17 protein-coding genes and 2 pseudogenes are annotated in these 18,989 nt (G+C 63.7%); 9 read left to right on the top strand and 10 right to left on the bottom strand.

Features of this window, described 5'->3' with window-relative positions:
• Positions 1-12: 12 nt before the first annotated feature.
• The 3 genes from FJ425_RS05830 to FJ425_RS05820 are packed head-to-tail and all read right to left on the bottom strand — an operon-like array spanning position 13 to position 2,418.
• A complete protein-coding gene (locus tag FJ425_RS05830) occupies positions 13-348 on the bottom strand; it encodes a hypothetical protein (RefSeq protein WP_140541405.1) in 336 nt (111 codons plus the stop codon).
• On the bottom strand, positions 348-1,220 hold the full coding sequence (locus FJ425_RS05825) for a DUF6772 family protein (RefSeq protein ID WP_140630947.1): 873 nt from the start codon (positions 1,218-1,220) through the stop codon (positions 348-350). Before FJ425_RS05825 ends, FJ425_RS05830 begins: the two co-directional genes overlap by 1 nt.
• Positions 1,221-1,272: 52 nt before the next feature.
• The gene (locus tag FJ425_RS05820; RefSeq protein WP_246677889.1) at positions 1,273-2,418 is read right to left on the bottom strand and encodes a mandelate racemase/muconate lactonizing enzyme family protein; all 1,146 of its coding nucleotides are present in this window, start codon (positions 2,416-2,418) and stop codon (positions 1,273-1,275) included.
• Between the two features lie 115 nt (positions 2,419-2,533).
• Between FJ425_RS05820 and FJ425_RS05815 the strand changes: the two genes are divergently transcribed.
• From FJ425_RS05815 to FJ425_RS05770, 9 genes and pseudogenes are all read left to right on the top strand, one after another.
• Positions 2,534-3,292: a FadR/GntR family transcriptional regulator gene (locus FJ425_RS05815; RefSeq protein ID WP_140722283.1), complete on the top strand. Its 759-nt coding sequence runs from the start codon at positions 2,534-2,536 to the stop codon at positions 3,290-3,292.
• Positions 3,289-4,074 carry an SDR family oxidoreductase gene (locus FJ425_RS05810; RefSeq protein WP_140722280.1) on the top strand — a complete coding sequence of 262 codons (786 nt, stop codon included), beginning with the start codon at positions 3,289-3,291 and terminating at the stop codon, positions 4,072-4,074. The genes FJ425_RS05815 and FJ425_RS05810 overlap by 4 nt, the downstream gene beginning before the upstream one ends.
• A gap of 66 nt (positions 4,075-4,140) precedes the next feature.
• On the top strand, positions 4,141-5,385 hold the full coding sequence (locus FJ425_RS05805) for a sugar ABC transporter substrate-binding protein (protein WP_140722277.1): 1,245 nt from the start codon (positions 4,141-4,143) through the stop codon (positions 5,383-5,385).
• An 89-nt stretch (positions 5,386-5,474) separates the two neighbouring features.
• A complete protein-coding gene (locus tag FJ425_RS05800) occupies positions 5,475-6,329 on the top strand; it encodes a sugar ABC transporter permease (RefSeq protein ID WP_140722510.1) in 855 nt (284 codons plus the stop codon).
• On the top strand, positions 6,326-7,168 hold the full coding sequence (locus tag FJ425_RS05795) for a carbohydrate ABC transporter permease (RefSeq protein ID WP_140630067.1): 843 nt from the start codon (positions 6,326-6,328) through the stop codon (positions 7,166-7,168). The genes FJ425_RS05800 and FJ425_RS05795 overlap by 4 nt, the downstream gene beginning before the upstream one ends.
• 8 nt (positions 7,169-7,176) lie before the next feature.
• Complete coding sequence (locus FJ425_RS05790) at positions 7,177-8,202, top strand: ABC transporter ATP-binding protein (protein WP_140541411.1); 1,026 nt, start codon at positions 7,177-7,179, stop codon at positions 8,200-8,202.
• Positions 8,203-8,466: 264 nt separating this feature from the next.
• Positions 8,467-8,775 (top strand): annotated as a pseudogene (locus FJ425_RS05785) (tyrosine-type recombinase/integrase); the annotation flags it as partial.
• A gap of 522 nt (positions 8,776-9,297) precedes the next feature.
• Entirely contained in the window at positions 9,298-9,747 is a 450-nt protein-coding gene (locus FJ425_RS05775) for a pyridoxamine 5'-phosphate oxidase family protein (RefSeq protein WP_140722274.1), read from the top strand.
• Positions 9,748-9,784: 37 nt separating this feature from the next.
• Positions 9,785-9,970 (top strand): annotated as a pseudogene (locus tag FJ425_RS05770) (3-keto-5-aminohexanoate cleavage protein); the annotation flags it as partial.
• A 10-nt stretch (positions 9,971-9,980) separates the two neighbouring features.
• Here FJ425_RS05770 and ugpC read toward each other — a convergent pair.
• The 7 genes from ugpC to FJ425_RS05735 all read right to left on the bottom strand — a co-directional run bounded on the left by ugpC (position 9,981) and on the right by FJ425_RS05735 (position 18,947).
• Positions 9,981-11,069: a sn-glycerol-3-phosphate ABC transporter ATP-binding protein UgpC gene (ugpC, locus tag FJ425_RS05765; protein ID WP_140691594.1), complete on the bottom strand. Its 1,089-nt coding sequence runs from the start codon at positions 11,067-11,069 to the stop codon at positions 9,981-9,983.
• Between the two features lie 7 nt (positions 11,070-11,076).
• A complete protein-coding gene (locus tag FJ425_RS05760) occupies positions 11,077-12,129 on the bottom strand; it encodes a carbohydrate ABC transporter permease (protein WP_140691597.1) in 1,053 nt (350 codons plus the stop codon).
• Complete coding sequence (locus tag FJ425_RS05755; protein ID WP_140692444.1) at positions 12,126-13,133, bottom strand: sugar ABC transporter permease; 1,008 nt, start codon at positions 13,131-13,133, stop codon at positions 12,126-12,128. Before FJ425_RS05755 ends, FJ425_RS05760 begins: the two co-directional genes overlap by 4 nt.
• 11 nt (positions 13,134-13,144) lie before the next feature.
• Entirely contained in the window at positions 13,145-14,413 is a 1,269-nt protein-coding gene (locus tag FJ425_RS05750; RefSeq protein WP_140722271.1) for an ABC transporter substrate-binding protein, read from the bottom strand.
• An 87-nt stretch (positions 14,414-14,500) separates the two neighbouring features.
• Complete coding sequence (locus tag FJ425_RS05745; protein WP_140722507.1) at positions 14,501-16,966, bottom strand: hypothetical protein; 2,466 nt, start codon at positions 16,964-16,966, stop codon at positions 14,501-14,503.
• Between the two features lie 50 nt (positions 16,967-17,016).
• On the bottom strand, positions 17,017-17,850 hold the full coding sequence (gene kduI / locus FJ425_RS05740) for a 5-dehydro-4-deoxy-D-glucuronate isomerase (protein WP_140722268.1): 834 nt from the start codon (positions 17,848-17,850) through the stop codon (positions 17,017-17,019).
• A complete protein-coding gene (locus FJ425_RS05735; protein ID WP_140722265.1) occupies positions 17,847-18,947 on the bottom strand; it encodes a glycoside hydrolase family 88 protein in 1,101 nt (366 codons plus the stop codon). The genes kduI and FJ425_RS05735 overlap by 4 nt, the downstream gene beginning before the upstream one ends.
• Between the last annotated feature and the right edge of the window lie 42 nt (positions 18,948-18,989).

The raw sequence follows: 18,989 nt of genomic DNA, 5'->3' as shown, positions 1-18,989 counted from the left end.
CAAGGCTGGTGATCAGGCCTTCAGGTGCAGCGTTACGAGCACGCTGCACTCCGCGCCGCTGTCGAACCGCGCCGCGATGCGCAGCCAGTTGCCGAAATGGCTAAGCCGCGCCATCGCCACACCGTCGCGCTCGGCCGGCATGGCAATTTCGGTGCCTTCGCGCAGCCAGTGCATTCCATCCGGCGAGATCTCGACCCACGCCGTTGCCGTGGGGCCGACAGGCTGTTTCAGCGCGCGCACGAAGAAGATCGCCTCGCGCGCCCATCCCGCCTCGTAAGGCTCGCTGGCCGCCTCGCCGCGCCAGCGCTCGTTGCGCGAGACGACCGCGGTGATGTTCTCGGGCAGCATCAGAAGTCTCCGGAAATGCAGATGGAATCGACGTAGAGGAAGGCCCGCTTGGCAACGTCGGTTTCGGCGAACAGACCGAAATTGAGCATGCACCACAGGTTCTTCATCGCCGGAATGCGGATCGAATCGAATCCCGAGAGATCGAAGCTGCGATCGTTGCAGCGCAACCCCAGCGCCGTCATCGTCGCCAGATCGAAATCGAAGCACAGATACGTCCAGTTCACCTTGGTGGGAATCTCGTTGTAGCAAAGGCGCTGCGATCCATCGGGGAGATCGATCCAGCCCTCCGGCGACAGATGGTAGTGGCTGATCGTCTTGTTGTCGGTGCCGATCGGGATGATTCTTTCGGTCTCGCGCTTGTACTGCCATTTCTGCAGATGCTGGCCGTCGAGCGCGTTCAGAAAGCGCAGATGCGGCATGACGCGATCGTTGTTGCTGTTGCCGTCCTGGTCTCCCCCTTGCAGGTCGAAGAGGAGGCCGACGGAGCGCACATCGGTTTCCGACAGCTTGAGCGCATTGGCCTCGGGCTTGAAGGTAAAATACATTTCGAAACGGATCGGCCCGCGTTTCCTGAATGTATGGCGTTTGATGACGACGTTGCGGGCCCCTGGCAGCGGGCGTGTCGCGAGCTTCAGCGCATAGGATGAATCCATCCCGCCATGCGAGCCGGCGTCCCAGTGCGCGAGCGTCGACAGCATCGCGCTGGTATGCTGCGCGTAGCCCGGCAGCATCGTGTCCAGATCGTCCTCATAATTGCCGACAAGCTGTGACCAGCCGCAATGGCCGCGCGCGAAATTGTCGAACGACAGTATCCGCGGCAGCGGGTCGAAGCGGCTGAGCGCGGGATCCGCGCGCAGCAGCGCCAGCCGCATCGCCTCGGTCAGGTCGCCGGCCTGGTTTGGAGCCTGGTTCTTCATCTCGGCCTCATCCGGCTTTTAGTTTCTTGACGGCATTCCAGTCGATTTCGATGCCGAGCCCCGGCCGCTGCGGGACATCGAGCGTGCCGTTCTTCTGCCTGACGCAGCCGGGCGCCAGATCGGCCAAACTCGTCTTGAAAGGGCTGGCGTCGCACTCGCATTCCATGACGCCGAAATTCGGCACCGCTGCCGCCAAGTGGACGCTCGCGGTCTCGCAGACAATGCCTGACATGCCGATATGCGGGGCGTAGCGGACGTCGTGCGCGGCAGCGTAATCCGCCATGCGGCGCGTCTCGGAGATGCCGCCCGCGCGCGCCACGTCGGGCTGCAGCACCGACAGTGTCCGGTTGGCGATCAGGCGTTGCGCCTGGTCGAGGGTGAAATTGCTCTCGCCCGCGGCCAGCGGCACGTCGCAGCGCCGGCGCAGTTCCTCATAGCCCTGCTCGTTCTCCGGCCGCAGCGGCTCCTCGAACCAGAAATAGCCGTTTGCCGAAAGCGCACGTCCGACCTCGACGGCCTCGTCCAGATCGTAGGCCCAGTTCGCATCGACGCAGAGCCCGATCGCGTCGCCGGCTCGTTTGCGCACGCGCTCGATCCGTTTGCACGCCTCGCGCACTGGCCGCGCCATCTTCACCTTGATGCGTGTGAAGCCCTCCGCGACATAGCGGTCGAGTTCGGCATCGGCGGCTTTGTCGTCGACCCAGTTTACGGCGGCGGCGTAGACGTCGATGCGGTCGCGTCCGATGCCGCCGAGAAGTTTGGCTACCGGCTGCCCGGTCGCCTTGCCCAGTATATCCCAAAGCGCGATGTCCACGCCGGCGATCGCCTCGATCAGCACGCCCCCTGCCCGGCCCGACAGCGCGCGGCGCATGGATTGCCACAAGGCGCCGATGTTGCGCGCGTCCTGGCCGAGCAGGCGCGGCTTGAGCGAGCTCTCGATAAATTCGACATAGGCTTTGGGCGAAAACCGCGCCAGCGTTTCGCCGACGCCGACGATGCCCTCGGCCGTACGCACCTCGACCAGCACCAGCGAGACTTTTTCATAGACGCCCCAGGAGGTGACCGTCGGCCTCGGCAGTGTCTGGCTGAGGGGATGGGGAATCACCTCGGCAATCTTCAGCGGTCCCGCCGCGACTGGATCGCTCACGCGCATCGCCTCCAAACGTCCTTCCGGATGGCTTGTAACGTCCACTTATAAACTTAGCAACCATAAAACTTAGTTGCTATGTTTTAGCCATTCATGCTAGGCAGTCCTGAAAGGAACCCGAATGACCGCAGAAGACACCCGCAAGTCGGTTTTCGCCGCAAAGCTCGCAAGTCCGTCCCGGCTTGCCGACGGCGTCTCCGATGCCATCGCCGCGGCCCTGTTCGACGGACGCATCGCGCCTGGCGAAGCGCTGCCGCCGGAAGGCGAGATCGCCAGGGAATTCGGCGTCTCCAAGCCGATCGCGCGCGAGGCGCTGCGCCAGCTGACCAATGCCGGCCTGGTGTCGACGCAGCAGGGCAAGGTCGCCCGCGCCAGGGCGCTGAGCGGCGAGCCGATGGACCGCATCTACGCTTATGCGGTCCGCTCCAGCCTGACGCGATTGCAGGAAGCCAACGAGATGCGCCGCGTCATCGAGGTCGGCATCGCCCGTCTGGCGGCCGAGCGTCGCGATCCGCGCGGGCTTGAGATGATGCGCCAGGCCCTGCACGACATGCATGAAGACATCGGCAAGCCGGGCGATTTCACGCAGGCCGATATCCTGTTCCATCTCGGCCTCGCGGTCGCCACCGGCAACTCCATGATCCGCATCCAGATGGAAAGCATGCGCTCAGTCCAGCGCGAGGTTTCGGAACTGTTCTCGCGGCGCTCCAACCGCACCGAGGCGGATTGGCGGGCGACCGTCGAGCGGCACAAAGCGATCTATGACGCGATCGCGGCGGGCGACACCGACCTCGCCGACGAGCGCATCCACGCGCATTTCGACGCCGCCGACATCGCTTCCTTCGAAGTCGCCGACAAGCTCGGGGAGCAATCGTCGTGAGCCGCGACCGCTTTTCGCTGGTCGGCCGTCGTGCGCTGGTCACCGGCGCCAGCTCAGGCATCGGCCGCGCCGTGGCGATCGCCCTTGCCGAGCATGGCGCTTCGGTGACGCTGCATCATTTCGGCGATGCCGCCGGCGCCCGCGACACGGCGGCGGTCATCGGCCACGGCACCGCGGCGATCGAGGCCGACTTCACCGACGGCAAGGCAATCTCGGCCTTTGCCGACGAAGTCGGCAGCGAGCCCATCGACATCCTGATCTCAAACGCCGCGATCGAGCGCCGCCGCGCATGGAGCGAGGTCGACGAAGCGCATATCCAAGCCCATGTCGCAGCAAACTTCACGGCCTTGCTGACCTTAGCCACGCGGCTAGTCCCGGCCATGGCCAAACGCGGCTGGGGACGTGTGGTCGCGACCGGCAGCGTCATGGCCAGGCGTCCGCGCGCCGAAACGATCGTCTACGCTTCGATGAAGGCGGCGCAACTGACGGCGATGCGCGCCATGGCGCGTGAGGTGGCTCCGCATGGCGTCACCATGAACGTGGTGTCGCCCGGCGCCGTCGAGACAGAGGCGACGGCCGCGCGCTACCGCGACGCCGCTTTCCGCCAGGCGGTCGCGGCGAAGATCCCCGCCGGCCGCCACGGCCAGGCCGACGACCTCGTCGGCGCTTTCGTTTTCCTGTGCAGCGACGCCGCCCGCTACGTCACCGGCGCCGACATCCCCGTCGATGGCGGCTGGACGATCGGCGATGCGCCCGGCGTGCTGCCGGGAACAACCGCATGACAAGACGCCGCCGCCGGCTATCGGGCCGGGCCGTCGATTGAACCATCATCGTTTCGGGAGGAAACCATGAAGACCGCACTGAAATTCGCATTATCGGCGCTGGCACTCTTCGCCCTGTCGGCGCAATCGCTGGCGCAGGAACTGAGGGTAACCGTGTGGACCGGCAGCGAGGCCCATCTCAAGATGCTGAACAGCATCGCCGCCGGTTTCATCGCCAAGCACCCGGGCGTCACGGTGAAATTCGAAACCGTTCCCGTCGCCGATTATACGCAAAAGCTCACCTTCCAGGTCGCTGGCGGCAATGCTCCAGACATCGCCTGGATGATGGAGGATGCCGCACCCGCCTTCGAGAATGCCGGGCTGCTGATGGACATCGGCCCGACGCTGAAGGCGACCCAGGGATATGATTTCGACGATTTCACCCAGCCGGCAATGGCGCTGTGGCAGAAGGACGGCAAGGTGCTTGGCGTGCCGTTCTCGACCTCGCCTTTCCTGATCTACTACAACAAGGACATGTTCGACAAAGCCGGCCTTGAAGACCCCAACCAGCTCGCCGCCAAGGGCGAATGGACCATGCAGAAATTCCAGGAGGTGGCGAAGAAGCTCACCGAGGCCAATCCCGGCAAATGGGGCTTCGAGTTCAAGGACGGCGAAGGCTACGCCTCGCGCATGACGCATGCGCTGCTGCCGCCCGTGCGCGCCTATGGCGGCGATCTGTGGGCCAACGGCCAATGCGGCCTCGACAAGCCGGAAGCGGTGGCCGCCATCAAACAGCTCCACGATATGGTGTTCAAGGACAAGTCGATCGTACCGCCGGGAGAACAGGGCGACTATTTCTCCGGCAATTCGGCCATGACCGTGAACCAGATCTCGCGCGCCTCGAAAATGCCCGAGGCCGGCTTCAAATGGGGCATCGCGCCGCTGCCTTCGGGACCGGCGGGCGAGGCTCCTGTCATCGGCCAGGCCGCGCTGACCGTCTTTGCCTCCGGCAAAAACACCGAGCTTGCCGCCCAGCTGGTGGCCGAGATGACCAGCAAGGAGAATGTCGCTGTCATGGCGCAGTTCTTCCCGCCGGCCCGCAAGAGCGTTCTTGAAAGCGACGCCTTCGTCAATTCCAACAAGCTGATCCCGCCGGCTCAGATGAAGAATGTCGCCGCCGCGATCGTCAACGGCCGCGTCCACCCCTCACATGAGCACGTGCCGCAGATCTTCGCCGCGATGGCGCCGCGCGTCGACGCGCTGTGGCGCGCCGACGCCAATGTCGAGGAGGCGCTGAAAGGCGTCTGCGCCGCCATCCAGCCGCTGCTCTGAGAGGACCGCGCTTCGTGGCCGGCACGGCATCGCGAGACAATGCGGCGCGCCAGCCAGGCGCGCCGTGGCTGACCTTGAAAACCAGGGAAATGCTGGAGGCCTGGCTATTCGTCAGCCCCACCTTCATAGGTTTCCTGATTTTCTTCCTGGGGCCGCTGGTCGCCATCTTCTATTATTCGATGACCGAGTGGAACCTGCTCAGCCAGCAGGCGACATTCGTCGGGCTCCGCAATTTCGAAAATGCCCTGCTGGAAAATCCCGATTTCTGGCATGTCGTGCGCAATTCAGTGATCTTCGCCTTGGGGCTTGTCCCCCTGAACATAGCGCTGGCGCTCTCGCTTGCGCTGGCCCTGTCGCGGCCGTTCTTCGGCGTCGTCTTCTTTCGCACGGTTTTCTTCGCGCCGGTGGTCACGTCGGCGATCGCCTGGGCGATCGTCTGGAAATTCATGCTGCAGGGCGAAGGCGGCGCCGTGAACCAGATGCTCGCCTGGATCGGCATCGATGGTCCGAATTGGCTGCGCGAGCCCAACTGGGCGATGGCAGCCGTTATCGTCACCCGCGTCATCAAGATGGTCGGGCTCAACATGATCCTCTATATCGCCGCACTTCAATCGATACCGCGCGACTATGAGGAGGCCGCGACGCTGGAGGGTGCCTCGCGCTGGCAGGTCTTCCGCATGATCACCTGGCCGCTGCTCGCGCCGACGACGCTCGTCATCATGGTGCTGACGACGATCGGTTCGTTCAAGGTGTTCGACCACATTTATCAGATGACCGGCGGCGGCCCGGAAAACGGCACCCTGGTGCTGGCCTTCTACATCTACCAGCAGGGTTTCAAATTCTTCAATGTCGGCTATGCGGCGGCACTTGCGCTGATCATGTTCGCCATCGTCATGGCGCTCACCCTCGTGCAGGTGATGCTGCGGCGGAGGGACATGGAATGACCCCGCGCCGGATCGAGACTCTCTACCGCATCTGCTGGACCGTGGCCCTGCTGCTTTTGGCTGTGCCCTTCGTGTTCCCGTTCCTGTGGATGATTTCCGGCGGCTTCAAGAGCACCACCGAAATCTTCGGCGCGCCGACCTTGATCCCGCGCGTCTGGCGCTTCGAGAACTTCGCGGAAGTGTTCGCCTATCAGCCTTTCGCGCGGCAGTATTTCAACTCGCTCTACATCGCAGCGACCGTGACGGTGCTGACCTTGTTCATCGCCTCGCTCGCGGGCTACGCACTCGCCCGCATCCGCTTCGCCGGCGCTGGACTGTTGATGCTGTTTCTGGTGATGGCTCTGATGGTGCCGGAAGAGGTCACCATCATCCCGAATTTTTTCCTGATCCGCGCCATGGGCCTCATTGACACGCACTGGCCGCTCATCCTGCTGCCGGTCTTCGGCCCGCAGGGCGTGGTGGCCACATTCCTGATGCGCCAGTTCTTCCTGGCGCTGCCCAGGGAACTCGAAGAAGCCGGCAAGATGGACGGGCTGTCGCGGTTCGGCGTCTGGCGGAAGATCGCCCTGCCAATGGCGCGGCCGGCGCTTGCCGCGGTTGCGATCATCACATTCCTGCATTCGTGGAACCTGTTCCTCGAGCCGTTGATCTTCCTCAGTTCGCTCGATAAGTTCACGCTGCCGCTGGCGCTGTCCAACTTCAACGACAGCTACGGCCTGCCTTTGTGGAACCTGCAACTGGCGGCGACGAGCCTAGCCGTAGTTCCCATACTCATCATCTATCTGATCGCCCAGCGCCAGATCATCGAGAGCTTCGCGCTCTCCGGCGTCAAGGGATAAGGCAAGTCGTGACCAAGGTTCTGCTCAAGGATATCCGCAAGCGCTTCGGCACGGTCGAGGTCATCCGTGGCGTCGATCTGGAGATTGAGGACGGCGAGTTCGTCGTCTTCGTCGGCCCGTCGGGGTGCGGAAAGTCGACGCTGCTGCGGTTGATCTCCGGCCTGGAGCATATCAGCGAAGGCGAGCTTTCGATCGGCGGTCGCATCGTCAACGAGGTGCCGGCAGCCAAACGCGGCGTCGCCATGGTGTTCCAGTCCTATGCGCTCTATCCGCATCTGACGGTGCGCGACAATATGGGCTTCGGCCTCAAGGTCCGCAAAGTGCCGGCCGGTGAGCGCGCCCGGCGCGTCTCGGAAGCCGCCTCGACGCTGAAGCTCGAACCATTGCTTGACCGCTTCCCGCGTCAACTGTCGGGTGGACAGCGCCAGCGCGTGGCCATCGGCCGCGCCATCGTCGGCAATCCCGACGTCTTTCTCTTCGACGAACCGCTTTCGAACCTCGACGCCGAACTGCGTGTCCACATGCGCTCCGAGATCGCGGCGCTGCATCAACGCCTGTCGACCACGATGATCTACGTCACCCATGATCAGATCGAAGCCATGACCCTTGCCGACAAGATCGTCGTGTTGCGCGAAGGAAAGATCGAGCAGGTTGGCACACCCCGCGTCCTCTACAAAAGCCCTGGCACCATCTTCGTCGCCCAGTTCATCGGCAGCCCGAAGATGAACATACTGCCGCTGGCCGATGGGCAGCCGATCAGCCACGGCGCGTCCGTGCCCGCGACGGCTGTCTCGGTCGGTATCCGGCCCGAGCACCTGTCGCTCGTGCAGCCCTCGGCCGAAACGCTGCGCGGCAAGGTAAGGCTCGCCGAATACACCGGCGCCGTCACGCTCATTCATGTCGAACTGGACGGGGGCCAGACTTGCCTCGTGATCCATAACCAGGGGACAATGCCTGAAATTAGCGCCGAGGTTGGGCTGAAGGCTGCACCCGAGCATCTGCATTTCTTCGATAAGGAAGGATGCGCGGTTTGACGATCATGAGTGGCTCGCGGGCCGCGATGTTCCAACAACCATCTCGACATGGAGTGAGCGCCGCCCCCCGAAAATCTGGACCAAGGTTTGCCAATACCTGCTTCGGGTCAAAGTTTCCGTTCTCGACGGATCAAAGCGACATAGAGGTGAACCACCACTACGCGCAACAACGGAGGACAACGGAGGAAGTATCGTACGTCCCCTTAGTGTGGGGAACGGCGGTAGCGACCTCCCGCTACCATCTTTGATAAATCCAGCCTCGACGGCCAGCCCTTCTCCGCCAAATCCCTGACCGGGACCATGGCTCGGTGGTGCAAGCTCGCCGGGCTTCCGAAAGGGCTGACGCTGCACGGACTGAGAAAGTCGCTTGGCATTTATCTCGCCGAGGCAGAGGCCTCGACCAGACAGCTCATGGATGTGCTGGGGGCACGACGACATCGATCACGCGGACTCTATTCACGCGAGGCATCACAGGTTCGTCTGGCGGTGCAAGGCATGGATCGGGTCGTGCGGCTCGTCACCTGCAAGCCGTTGCTGGCGAACCTGTTGGCGAATCGACCCGTAAGCCATTGATAAATAATGATAATGGTGGGCCCGGAGGGTGTGTGAATCCAGAGGGAAATCAATGGTTTAGTGGATGGTTAGCCAACCCATATCCTTCGTATCGTCTCGTATGGTCTGGCGAACCAAACGACACAAAAGAAGATTAATCATTGGCCCCAAGACATCGGACCAAGTGGTTGCTCAGTGAGATCTGGGTCGATCGGATGATTTCGGGGTTCCGCTCTACGCAATTTCCCGTAGGGACATAACCGAATTTCGGCGCGTCGGGATTTGCGCGATTGCTGTTGTCACGAATTCACCGGGACACAGCCATGTACGCTCAAGCTTCCGCCAAGATCGAACTCCTGTCTTATCTGCCACAGCAGGATCCCTCGCCCGTCGTCGAAGGAACGATAGTACAGCCGGTCAGCTTCTTCCCGGCAGGCGCCGAAATATATGCCCAGGGCGAAAAGGTGGGCGCTCTCTACCAGGTCGCCGCTGCACGCGTTCCGGGGAAATCGCGGCACGAAGCCCGCATTTTAGGAGCTTGCCATGCAGATCCGCACACTTTCCGCTTTGGAATGCACAAAGCTACTCACAGCCAATCGCATCGGCCGCCTAGCCTGCGCCGAAGACGGGCAACCTTACGTCGTGCCTTTCTATTACGCCCACGCGGACAATCACCTTTATGCCTTCTCCATGCTGGGCAAGAAGATCGAGTGGATGCGCGCCAATCCGCTCGTCTCAGTGCAGGTCGATGAACGCAATATGGGCCGTGGCTGGAAAAGTGTGGTTGTCAGCGGCCGCTATGAGGAACTCCCTGACCGGATCGGGCACAAGATCGAGATCGATCATGCATGGTCCGTCTTGAGCAAGCACGCCGACTGGTGGGAGCCAGGCGCACTCAAGCCAGGCACGTCCTCGAACATGGGACGCCTTCCCCACGTGTTCTTTAGAATCTTCATCGCGGAAGTTACGGGCCGCGAGGCGATAAACAGCTGAACTTCATGGCGAGCGCCTGGTCAACCGGTTGCAGCATGCGGGAGCGCTGCTTGGTGGAGATGTCCGCGTCGGCTTCGAGAACAATCTTCTACTGCCGGACGGTTCAACGGCACCCACGAATGCGTCGCTGGTCGACACTGTGGCGCAGCTGCTCCGGGGCTTTGGACGGCGAATCCAGCCGGCCGCCTCGCTGCGGGAGGCGGCCGCTCTTAGCCAACGCTAGCGGGAGCCGCTCAGCGCGAAGCGATCCGCAGCCCGGTGGAATCGAAGAGATGCATCCGCTCCGGCGGCAGGGTGAGGTTGATCGGCTGGCCTTGCGTCTGGACGTCCTGGCGCTTGAGCACCGCGACCAGTCTGTTGTCGCCGGCGATGGTGGCGTGAACGACGGTTTCCGGTCCCAGCGCTTCGGCCAGCGTCACCCGCGCTTCGACCGATCCCTTGCTGCCGTCCGAAAGTTCGATGTCATGCGGCCGTATGCCAAGCGTCGCCTCGTCGCCGGGCTTCAGTGCGGTTCCGTCGGCCGCAATCGCTGCCGAAAGCCCGCCCGGACCTTCGACGTGCACTTGCGTGCCGCTGGCGGAACGCACCTTGGCCGGCAAAAGATTCATGCGCGGCGCGCCGATAAAGCCCGCAACGAACAGGTTTGCCGGTGCGTTGTAGAGGTCCAGCGGCCGGCCGACCTGCTCGATCCGCCCGGACCGCATCACCACGATGCGGTCCGCCAGCGTCATTGCCTCGACTTGGTCGTGGGTCACGTAGATCATCGTGGTTGCCAGTCGCTTGTGCAGCGCGGCCAATTCGGCGCGCGTGCTGATGCGGAGTTCGGCGTCGAGGTTGGACAGCGGTTCATCCAGAAGAAAAGCGGTCGGATTGCGCACCACCGCACGGCCGATCGCTACACGCTGCTTCTGCCCGCCCGACAGTTGACCGGGCCGGCGATCGAGATAGGGCGCAATGTCCAGCATGCGCGCCGCTTCCGTGATGCGCGCATCGATCTCGGCCTTCGGCATGCGGATGTTCTCGAGCCCGAAGGCAAGGTTCTGTCGCACGCTCATGTGCGGGTAGAGCGCATATGACTGGAACACCATCGCCAGCCCGCGCCGCGCGGCCGAAACCTCGGTGACGTCGGCGCCGTCGATCTCGATCTTGCCGCCGGTCGGCCGGTCGAGCCCGGCGATCAGACGCAGCAGCGTGGACTTGCCGCAACCAGACGGACCGACAAGCACCAGCATCTCGCCGTCGCCGACGTCGAGATTGATGTTGTGCAGGATCTTTATCTTTCCGTAGGCGCGATCGATGTCGGTCAGCGTTATCCGTCCCATCACACCCTCACTTCAGCCCGGTACCGGCAATGCCGGATGTGATGTAGCGCTGCAGGAAGACGAAGACGAGGACGACGGGGATCATCGTCACCACGGTCATGGCCAGGATGTAATGCCACTGCACATTGAGCTGGCCGGCATAGGTGTTGAGCCCGACCTGGAGCGTGTAGAGTTCCTTGCGCGACAGAACCACCAGCGGCCAAAGGAAGTCGTTCCAGCGCCAGACGACCGAAAAGATCGCGAGCACGGCGAGCGCCGGTGCGGCAAGAGGCAATACGATTCGCCAGTAGATCTGCCATTCGGACGCGTTGTCCATGCGCGCCGCATCCAGCAGCTCGTCCGGGATGGTCAGCATATATTGACGCAACAGGAACACGCCTGTCGGCGTCGCCACTGTCGGCAGGATCACGCCCCACAGTGAATCGAGCAGGCCGACAGCACTCACCACCGAATAGAGCGGCACCAGGATGACCGATAGCGGCACCATCAGCGTGCCGACGATCAACAGCATGGTGAGATCGCGGCCGCGAAACCTGTATTTCGACAGGGCGAAAGCGGCCATCGAATTGGTGAGCAGGGTGATCAGCGTCGCCATGGCCGTCACGAAAACCGAATTGCGCAGATAACGCAGGAAGTCGAAATGGACGAAGGGCTCGGTGTAGTTCTCCGTCGCAAGGCCGATTTCGCGCACCGGTTCACGGTTGGCGATGTTGACCTTCACGATCTCGTTCGGCGCCTTCGGGTCCACCATCTGCGCCACGATGCCGATGCGGCGCACCTCGGCCAGCACCTTGGTTGAACCATCCGGCAGCTTCACCCTGTAGAGAGTGAGCGGCTTGTCGTGACCTTCTACCGTTGCCTGCTGGCTGACATAGGGCAGGATGGTCGGCGGAAATTCAGCAAGCTGCGCCGGCGTCTTGAAGGACGAGCCCAACAGCCAGACGGCCGGGCCGAACATGATCACCAGCCCGCCGGCGAGCCACAGCCAGCTGACGACGTCCGTCCAATGCCAGCCCCGACCGCCGCGCCGGCGGGTCAGGAATGTCGCGACGCCGCTCATTCGCGCGCACCCTTCCGTTCGCCCCGCCGTCCGACCTGCAGCTGAAGTAGTGTGAGCACGACCAGCACCAGCCCCATCAGGATGGAAGCCGCCGAAGCCAGCCCCGGATTGCGCAGCAGGGAGGCGAAGCCGATCTCATAGATGTATTGCGTGAGATAGAGGGTGGAGGTCCCCGGCCCTCCTCCCGTCAGCACATAGACCTCGTCGAATATCTGCACGGCGCGGATCAGTGCCAGCACGATGACGACAAGCAGGTTCGGCATCAGGAGCGGCAGCGTGATGCGCCAGAATATTCGCGCCGGCTTCGTGCCGTCCATCTCGGCAGCCTCGTAAAGATCGCGCGGGATCGCCTGCAGGCCGGCAAGCAGGATGAGCGTGTAGAAGCCCATATGGGCCCAGACCGAAACGCTGACGGCGGCGGCGAAGGCCCAAAAACGATCCGTCAGCCAGTTGTACGGCTCGCCGCCCATGTCGTGGACGATCAGGTTCAGCAGCCCCTGGCGTTGCAGGATCCAGCGCCAGATCAGGCCGGTGACGACGGGCGACAGCAGCACCGGAAAGAAGAACACCGCGCGCCAGAAACTACGGCCCACGATCTCGCGGTTGAGGATCAGCGCGGTTGCGATCGACACGATCGTCATCAGCGCCACCTGCACGACGACGAATAGGCCCGTATTGTGCACGGCCTTCCAGAAAAGGTCCTCACGGCAGGTGGCGGGGTCCAGATAACTGCCGCAGTCGAGCAGGCGCTGATATTGCTCCAGCCCGACATAGGTGCGGTCCTGCAGGAAATAGGCCGTTCCAGAGGTGGCCGAATAGAAGAAGTTGATAACCAGCGGCACCAGCACGAAGATGCCGAAGATCGCCATGTTCGGGGCAAGGAAGAAGGCGGCCATGCCGCCGGTACCCGTCGCCCGCTGCCAGGACTTGAGCGGCACGTTGACGACCGATGCAAGCCAGGCGACCGGCGCAGCGAGAGCGGCGCCGGTCCATGCCTTGAGCATCGCGGCGGCGGTCACTTGGCCTCTGCGACCTTGTCGGCGATGTCCTGGTCGATCTTGGCCCAGGCCTCGTCGAGCGTGAGCTCGCCGGCCATCACCTGGCTAACACGGGTTACCAACGCCGCATAATAGGCATTGGCCCACTTCCACGGCGGCAGCGCGTCGGCCGCCGGCAGCGTCTCACTGGCCGCCTTGACGAATTTGTCGAGCGCCGGACCGACATTCTTGTCGGTCGAAACCCATTTCAGTCCGCCTTTCTCGATAACGCCCTTGTGCGCCGGCAGGAACAGCGTGCGCTCGCTGAATTCTTTCACGACGTCTTCGCGGGCCAGATAGTCCATGACCTTGGCGACGTCCTTGGGGTTCTTCGTGTATTTGATGGCGACCAGCGCCGCGCCGCCTTTCACGCCCGAGCAGCCGGCGGTGCCGCAAGGTGAGCCGGTCGCCACCCAGTCGAAGCTGTCGCCGATCTTGGTTGACAAATTGGCGACCTGCCAGCTTCCCGAATAGTAGAATGGGATCTGGGCATTGACGAAATCGTCGGCGGCCGCGCGATAGGTCGAGCCGGCCGCCGAGACCCAGGTGTCCTTCAGCATGAGGCCCTTGGCGGTCCAGTCGACGAGCTTGCCGACGAATGCCTTGGTGCCGTCGTCCACTTTCGCCGGCGTGCCATCGGGTCCGATATAGTTTGCGCCGTAGGAGATATTGGCGCCAGAAATGCGGTGGCCAGAGCGGTCGATCGCGAAAGCAGCTGGAAGCTGCTGGCTCTTCGCCACTTGCGCCGCGGCGTTGACCCAGTCGTCCCAAGTCGCCTTGTCGCCGGGCATTGCCACGCCGGCCTGTTCGAACAGCGTCTTGTTGGCGAAGCCGCCGGTAAGCGTAAGCTGGGTCATGAAACCCGTGATGGCCTTGGAGCCGTCGGGGCGCATCCAGTCGAGCGTATCACCGAAATTGTCGTCCCAGTATTTCGGATCGGCCAGCAGCGGCCGCAGGTCGAGCCAGTGCTGCGCGAGTTCCTTGATGTTGGTGACGCGTGCGATATCCGGTCCCTGACCGGCTTCGAGCTGGATGGGCAGTTGCTCCTGGATCACCTTGTAGGCAACGTTGTCAAGCGTGACGTGGATGTCCGGGTTGTCCTTCATGAAGCGGTTCAGAAGATCCTGGATGACATCGCCTTCGACACCGTCCGAGTACCACATGATGCGCACGTCGCCGGCAAACGCGCTGGTTGATGCGAGCAGGCTGACCGATATCGCGGCCAGCCAAGTGCGGGTCTTGGTCATGCTTCGTCTCCTCCTTTGTCCGGGGCGGCGCCCCGACCTTTCAAGCCGCCTCGCCCTCTCCTCTTGAGGGCCGCGGCCGATTCCTCCCTATTGTCTGCGTTTCATGCGCGTCGCCTCGCCGCGCACCGTCCAGTCGGCCGGATCGAGCATCCGCCCCTCGGCCACGACCCTCGCGTCGGCGAGGAAACGCACGGTGCCGTAATCCGGGTCTTCGACGATCAGTTCGCCGTCGGAGCCCGACCGCACCGACAGGTCCGCGAAGGCGGCGGCCCAGGCATCGAGCGTTTGCAGATCGCTGGTCCGGTCGCCGAGGCGAACGATCCATGTCGCCCTGCGCCCAGCCGCCCGCAACTCGTTGCCGGCCGTCGGACCGGCCTTGACCTGCAAGAGCGGCACGTCCGTTTTCAGCATGGCGAAAGCATCGCCCGATTGCGCGAACGCCAGGTGGCCATCCACGCGCACGGCATCGAAGGCACTTGTCGGAAACCAGGCATGCGTGAAGTCCGGCTGTTCGTCCGAACAGGCAAAGCTGACGACAGCGAGATCGCGGTACTGGTGAACCCGCGGCAAGGTGCCAGAGCCGCCCCAATAGGACGGCCTGCCATATCCCGACTGCAGGACTTCGCCCGGGTGGTTGATCCAGATCTGAGCATCCGGATTCTTCCCCAGCCGGGCGTGAACGGCGGTCTCCTGATAGCCCCACTGGTTCCAGCGATAGCCGGCCGCGCTGCCCATCGCATGGTCACGCGTCTTGTGGTGATAGAGCCGCGCGAAGCGGTCCTGCCCCTGCGCGAACGTCCATTCCCAGGCCGTATCGTCGGTGACAGAGGCGATCGCCGCCAGCTCGGCTGGAACGCTCATGCCGTGGTCGCGCAGGCAAAGCGCCAGTTGCGGCAACGCGTGGAAGCGCATGCCGTAGTTGCCCTTGCCCCAGACCATGCGGCAGATGCCCGACAGTTCCAGGGAGCGCGCGGCGCGTAGCGTGTGCTCATAGGAGCGGCCTTGCGCGCCGGTGAGAATGCCGTGATGGGCCGAGCGGGCGACGATCTCCAGCAGGCGTATCACCGCGTTGCCGGCACGTTCGGCGATGTCCTTGTCGGGAGCCAGTGCGTAGAGCGCGCACAGACCCTTGAGGTCGATCGGAAAGTAGGGCGCCGAATTGAACTCGGCCATTTCCCATGCCTCGAAATGATCGAGCCAGGCCCGTACCCGCGCGGCACCCACGGCCGACTGCTCGCGGCCAAGGCGGCCCGACCGCTCGAAGCATGCTTCCGGCAGAAGCCCGCCGGCAATGTAGGCGGCGGTATGAAAGAGCAGCGCGTGGTTCTCGGAGAAATACCACTGCACGTCATTGCCGGGCTCGTCCATCCAATAGCGGTAGCCGAGGATGGCCTTGTCGACACGCGCGCGCAGATCTGCTTCCAGCCGATCGCCATAGGCCTTGCGGCACCACAGCAGCGGCACCAGGATGAAATCGGCGCAATCGTGACAATCCTCGATCGCAGGCAGAGCCCCGGAGACCATGGCGTCCGTCTCGGCGCCCGCCTGCCCGATCGCCAGCCGTGCCAGCGCGCGCACCGTATCGGCCTCGGCATGATCGGCGACTTCACTAAGCGCCTCGTCGATGCGCGCGGCAAGCGTTTCCGGCGCGGCGCCCTGGCGGCGCGCGTGGCAGATCTCCACGCCGAAGACGCGCGATACGGCATGGCCTCCGATCGCCAGCGTCACCTTAAAATGACGAAAGTCGGCCGGCAGTTGCTCGGTATCGGCGATTGGCAGGCGCTTCTGGCTGGCGGGCAGATCGAAGGCAAAGCGCACCGGTGCTTCGATCGACATGAAATCGCCCTCGATCTCGACCGCGACCGCTGCGTCGCGCGGCAACGCCACGCCGGTGACCAACGCCACCTCGCCGCGGTCATAAGCGGCACGCTCGAAACGCATGTCGTCGAGCGCCGCCTCCATCGCATCCGCAACCGCACCCTCGACCTCGATCGGCAACGCGATCGCAGCTGTTGGACCTGACAGGTAGTCGAGTTGGAAATAGTAGCGGGCGTCGCGCTCGGCGAGATCGTCGAACCATATCCGGATTTCGTTGCGGCCGGCCTTCAGCGCGACCTTGAAGTCCTCGGCGCTTTCCAGATTGCGGCCATAGGGCGCCATCCATCCGGCTTCCGCGCCATTGGCGAAGACTATGGCGCCGCCGCATGTGCGCAGCCTGAACCGTGCCTCGCCGGGCGAGGCGGCCTCGATCGTCGTCTCAGCCCAGGTCCCGAGCACGGTGGGCCGGAACCAGAAACCCGACAGGTCGATACGCGGCGAGGCGAAGGGCAGCCAGATGCGCCCGGCGCTGAATTCGGAGCTGACCAGAGGCCGCTTGCCGCGACGTTCCGCTGCGAATTGCGTGCGGCACGGATATTCATGCGGAATGAAATTCTTGTGCTTGGTCAGGAAGAAGAAGGGATCCATCTCGCCCTTCATGGGCTGATCGGCCACGTCGTAGCGCTGCTCGACGACGGGACCGAGCCGCCAATAGGCGATCGGCCGCCCGGCCATGAGCGGCCGGCGCAGCGTGAAATCGGTCTGAGCGCTTTGCGCGGCCACGCTCATCGCAAATCCTTCACGGCAACCCGGTCGACATCGGTGTAGGCCTGGTTCTCCCCTGTCATGCCCCAGACAAAGGCGTAGGGACCGGTGCCCGCGCCCATATGGATCGACCAGGCCGGCGACAGGACAACGTTGCCGTCGGCGACCATCAGATGGCGGGTACTGTCGGGTCGGCCCATCAGATGGACGACCCGGTCCGAAGCGGCGAGGTCGAAATAGCAATACGCCTCCATGCGCCGCTCATGCAGATGCGGCGGTATGGTGTTCCACACGCTGCCCGGCGCGAGGTCGGTGATGCCCATCAGTAGAAGGCATGACGGGGCCACTTCGGGGTGGATGTACATGCGCAGCGTGCGCTTGTTGGCGCGCGCCTCCTCGCCCAGCACCAGCGGCTTGGCTTCACTCCTGGAGATGAGGCGATGGGGAATGTCGGCGCCGGCCGGCACCGAGTTCATGTAGAAGCGCGCCGGCCTCTCCGGATCGTCGCTCGCCAGCGTCACCTCGCGCGCGCCACGTCCGATATAGAGGATGTCGCGGTTGGCCAGGGTAAAGCGCGTGCCATCTACAGCGACTGTGCCACCGCCGCCCAGGTTGGCGATACCCATCTCACGCGCCGTGAAGAAGAGTTCTGTGCCGACATCGGCTCCGTTGCCGAACATCAGCGGCTCGCCCAACGGAACGGCGCCGCCGACGAGCATGCGGTCGACATGGGTGTAAACGAATTCAATCGCGCCCGACCGGAACAGGTCGTCGACCAGGAATTCGGCTCTCAGCCGCTCCGTATCCATGCCGGCGATGTCCGCCGGCGATGCGCCGTAGAGCGTGCGCATCATGCCGCCTCGATCTTCGACTTCAGATGTCGTGAGCCTTCCGTCAGGCACAGGATGGCCAGCGCCTGCCCGTAGCCCGTCGGGTGGATCGGAATATCGCGGTAGAATTGCAGATCGTGACCCATGCGCGTGCCGTAGGACACGTTCGCAACCACACCTTTGTCATCGATGTTGGCCACCACCGCGTCCAGGGCGCGCAGGCCCGCCGCACGACACGCCGCAGGCCCGATTCCAAGCCGCGCAGCCTTCATCAGTCCGTAGCCGAAGCCGGCCGTGGCAGAGATTTCCTCATAGGAGCTCGGATCGTCGAGCAAGGTATGCCAAGCGCCCGACCCGGCCTGCAGCTTGAGCAGGGCTTCTATCTGCGTCTCCAGCACGCCGAGCAGGTAGGCCCGCACCGGAGGCGATATCTCGGCGAACTCCACTAGGTCGAGGATGCCCACCGTGATCCAGGCATTGCCCCTACCCCAAAGCGCGCGGGCGAAATTGTGCCGGCCTTCGAACGTCCAGCCGTGGAACCACAGCCCCGACGCCGGATCGGCTAGATAGCGGGCGTGGACGAGAAACTGCCGTTCCGCCTCCTCGACGAAGCGACGCTGGCCGGCGGCCTGGCCGTAGGACGCGAGAAACAGCGCCACCATGAACAGCGTGTCGTCCCACAATTCGTCGTCGTTGACCCTGTCCGAAACATTGTGCTGGAAGCCGCCTTCGGGGGCCCGCGGCATGGCGGTGACCACCTGCTCGGCCCAGTCGCGCAAGACCGGCTCGAAGCGCGGCTGGCGCCGGCGGCGCCAAAGCTCGCTCAACGCCAACAGAGGCGCGGTGGTATTGACGTTCATCGCAGGCAGCCCGGCCGCGATGCGCCGGTCGTACCAGGCCTCGATCGTTTGCAGCAGCCGCTCGTCGCCGGTCTGCGCCCACAGCCGGACTAGCCCGTAGAGCCCGACGCCTTGCGGCCATTCCCAGCTGTCGAAGCTGACATAGTCGCCCGGCGTCCCGTCGAGGTTGGGCTCATCGAACCGCCCGTCATGGCGCAAGCCGGTCATGCCGGCCACGAGGCTCGCAAGCGCGGAATTCAGGCGTTCGGCCGAAAGCGGCATCACTCCTCCCGTTTCTCCAGCCTCACGCGAACTGTTCCACAG

Origin of the sequence: Mesorhizobium sp. B2-7-2 (assembly GCF_006440775.1) — a bacterium.
Classification (GTDB): Bacteria; Pseudomonadota; Alphaproteobacteria; order Rhizobiales; family Rhizobiaceae; genus Mesorhizobium.
Note: the sequence above shows the minus strand (reverse complement) of the source record. Positions and strands in the feature narration are given on the sequence as shown.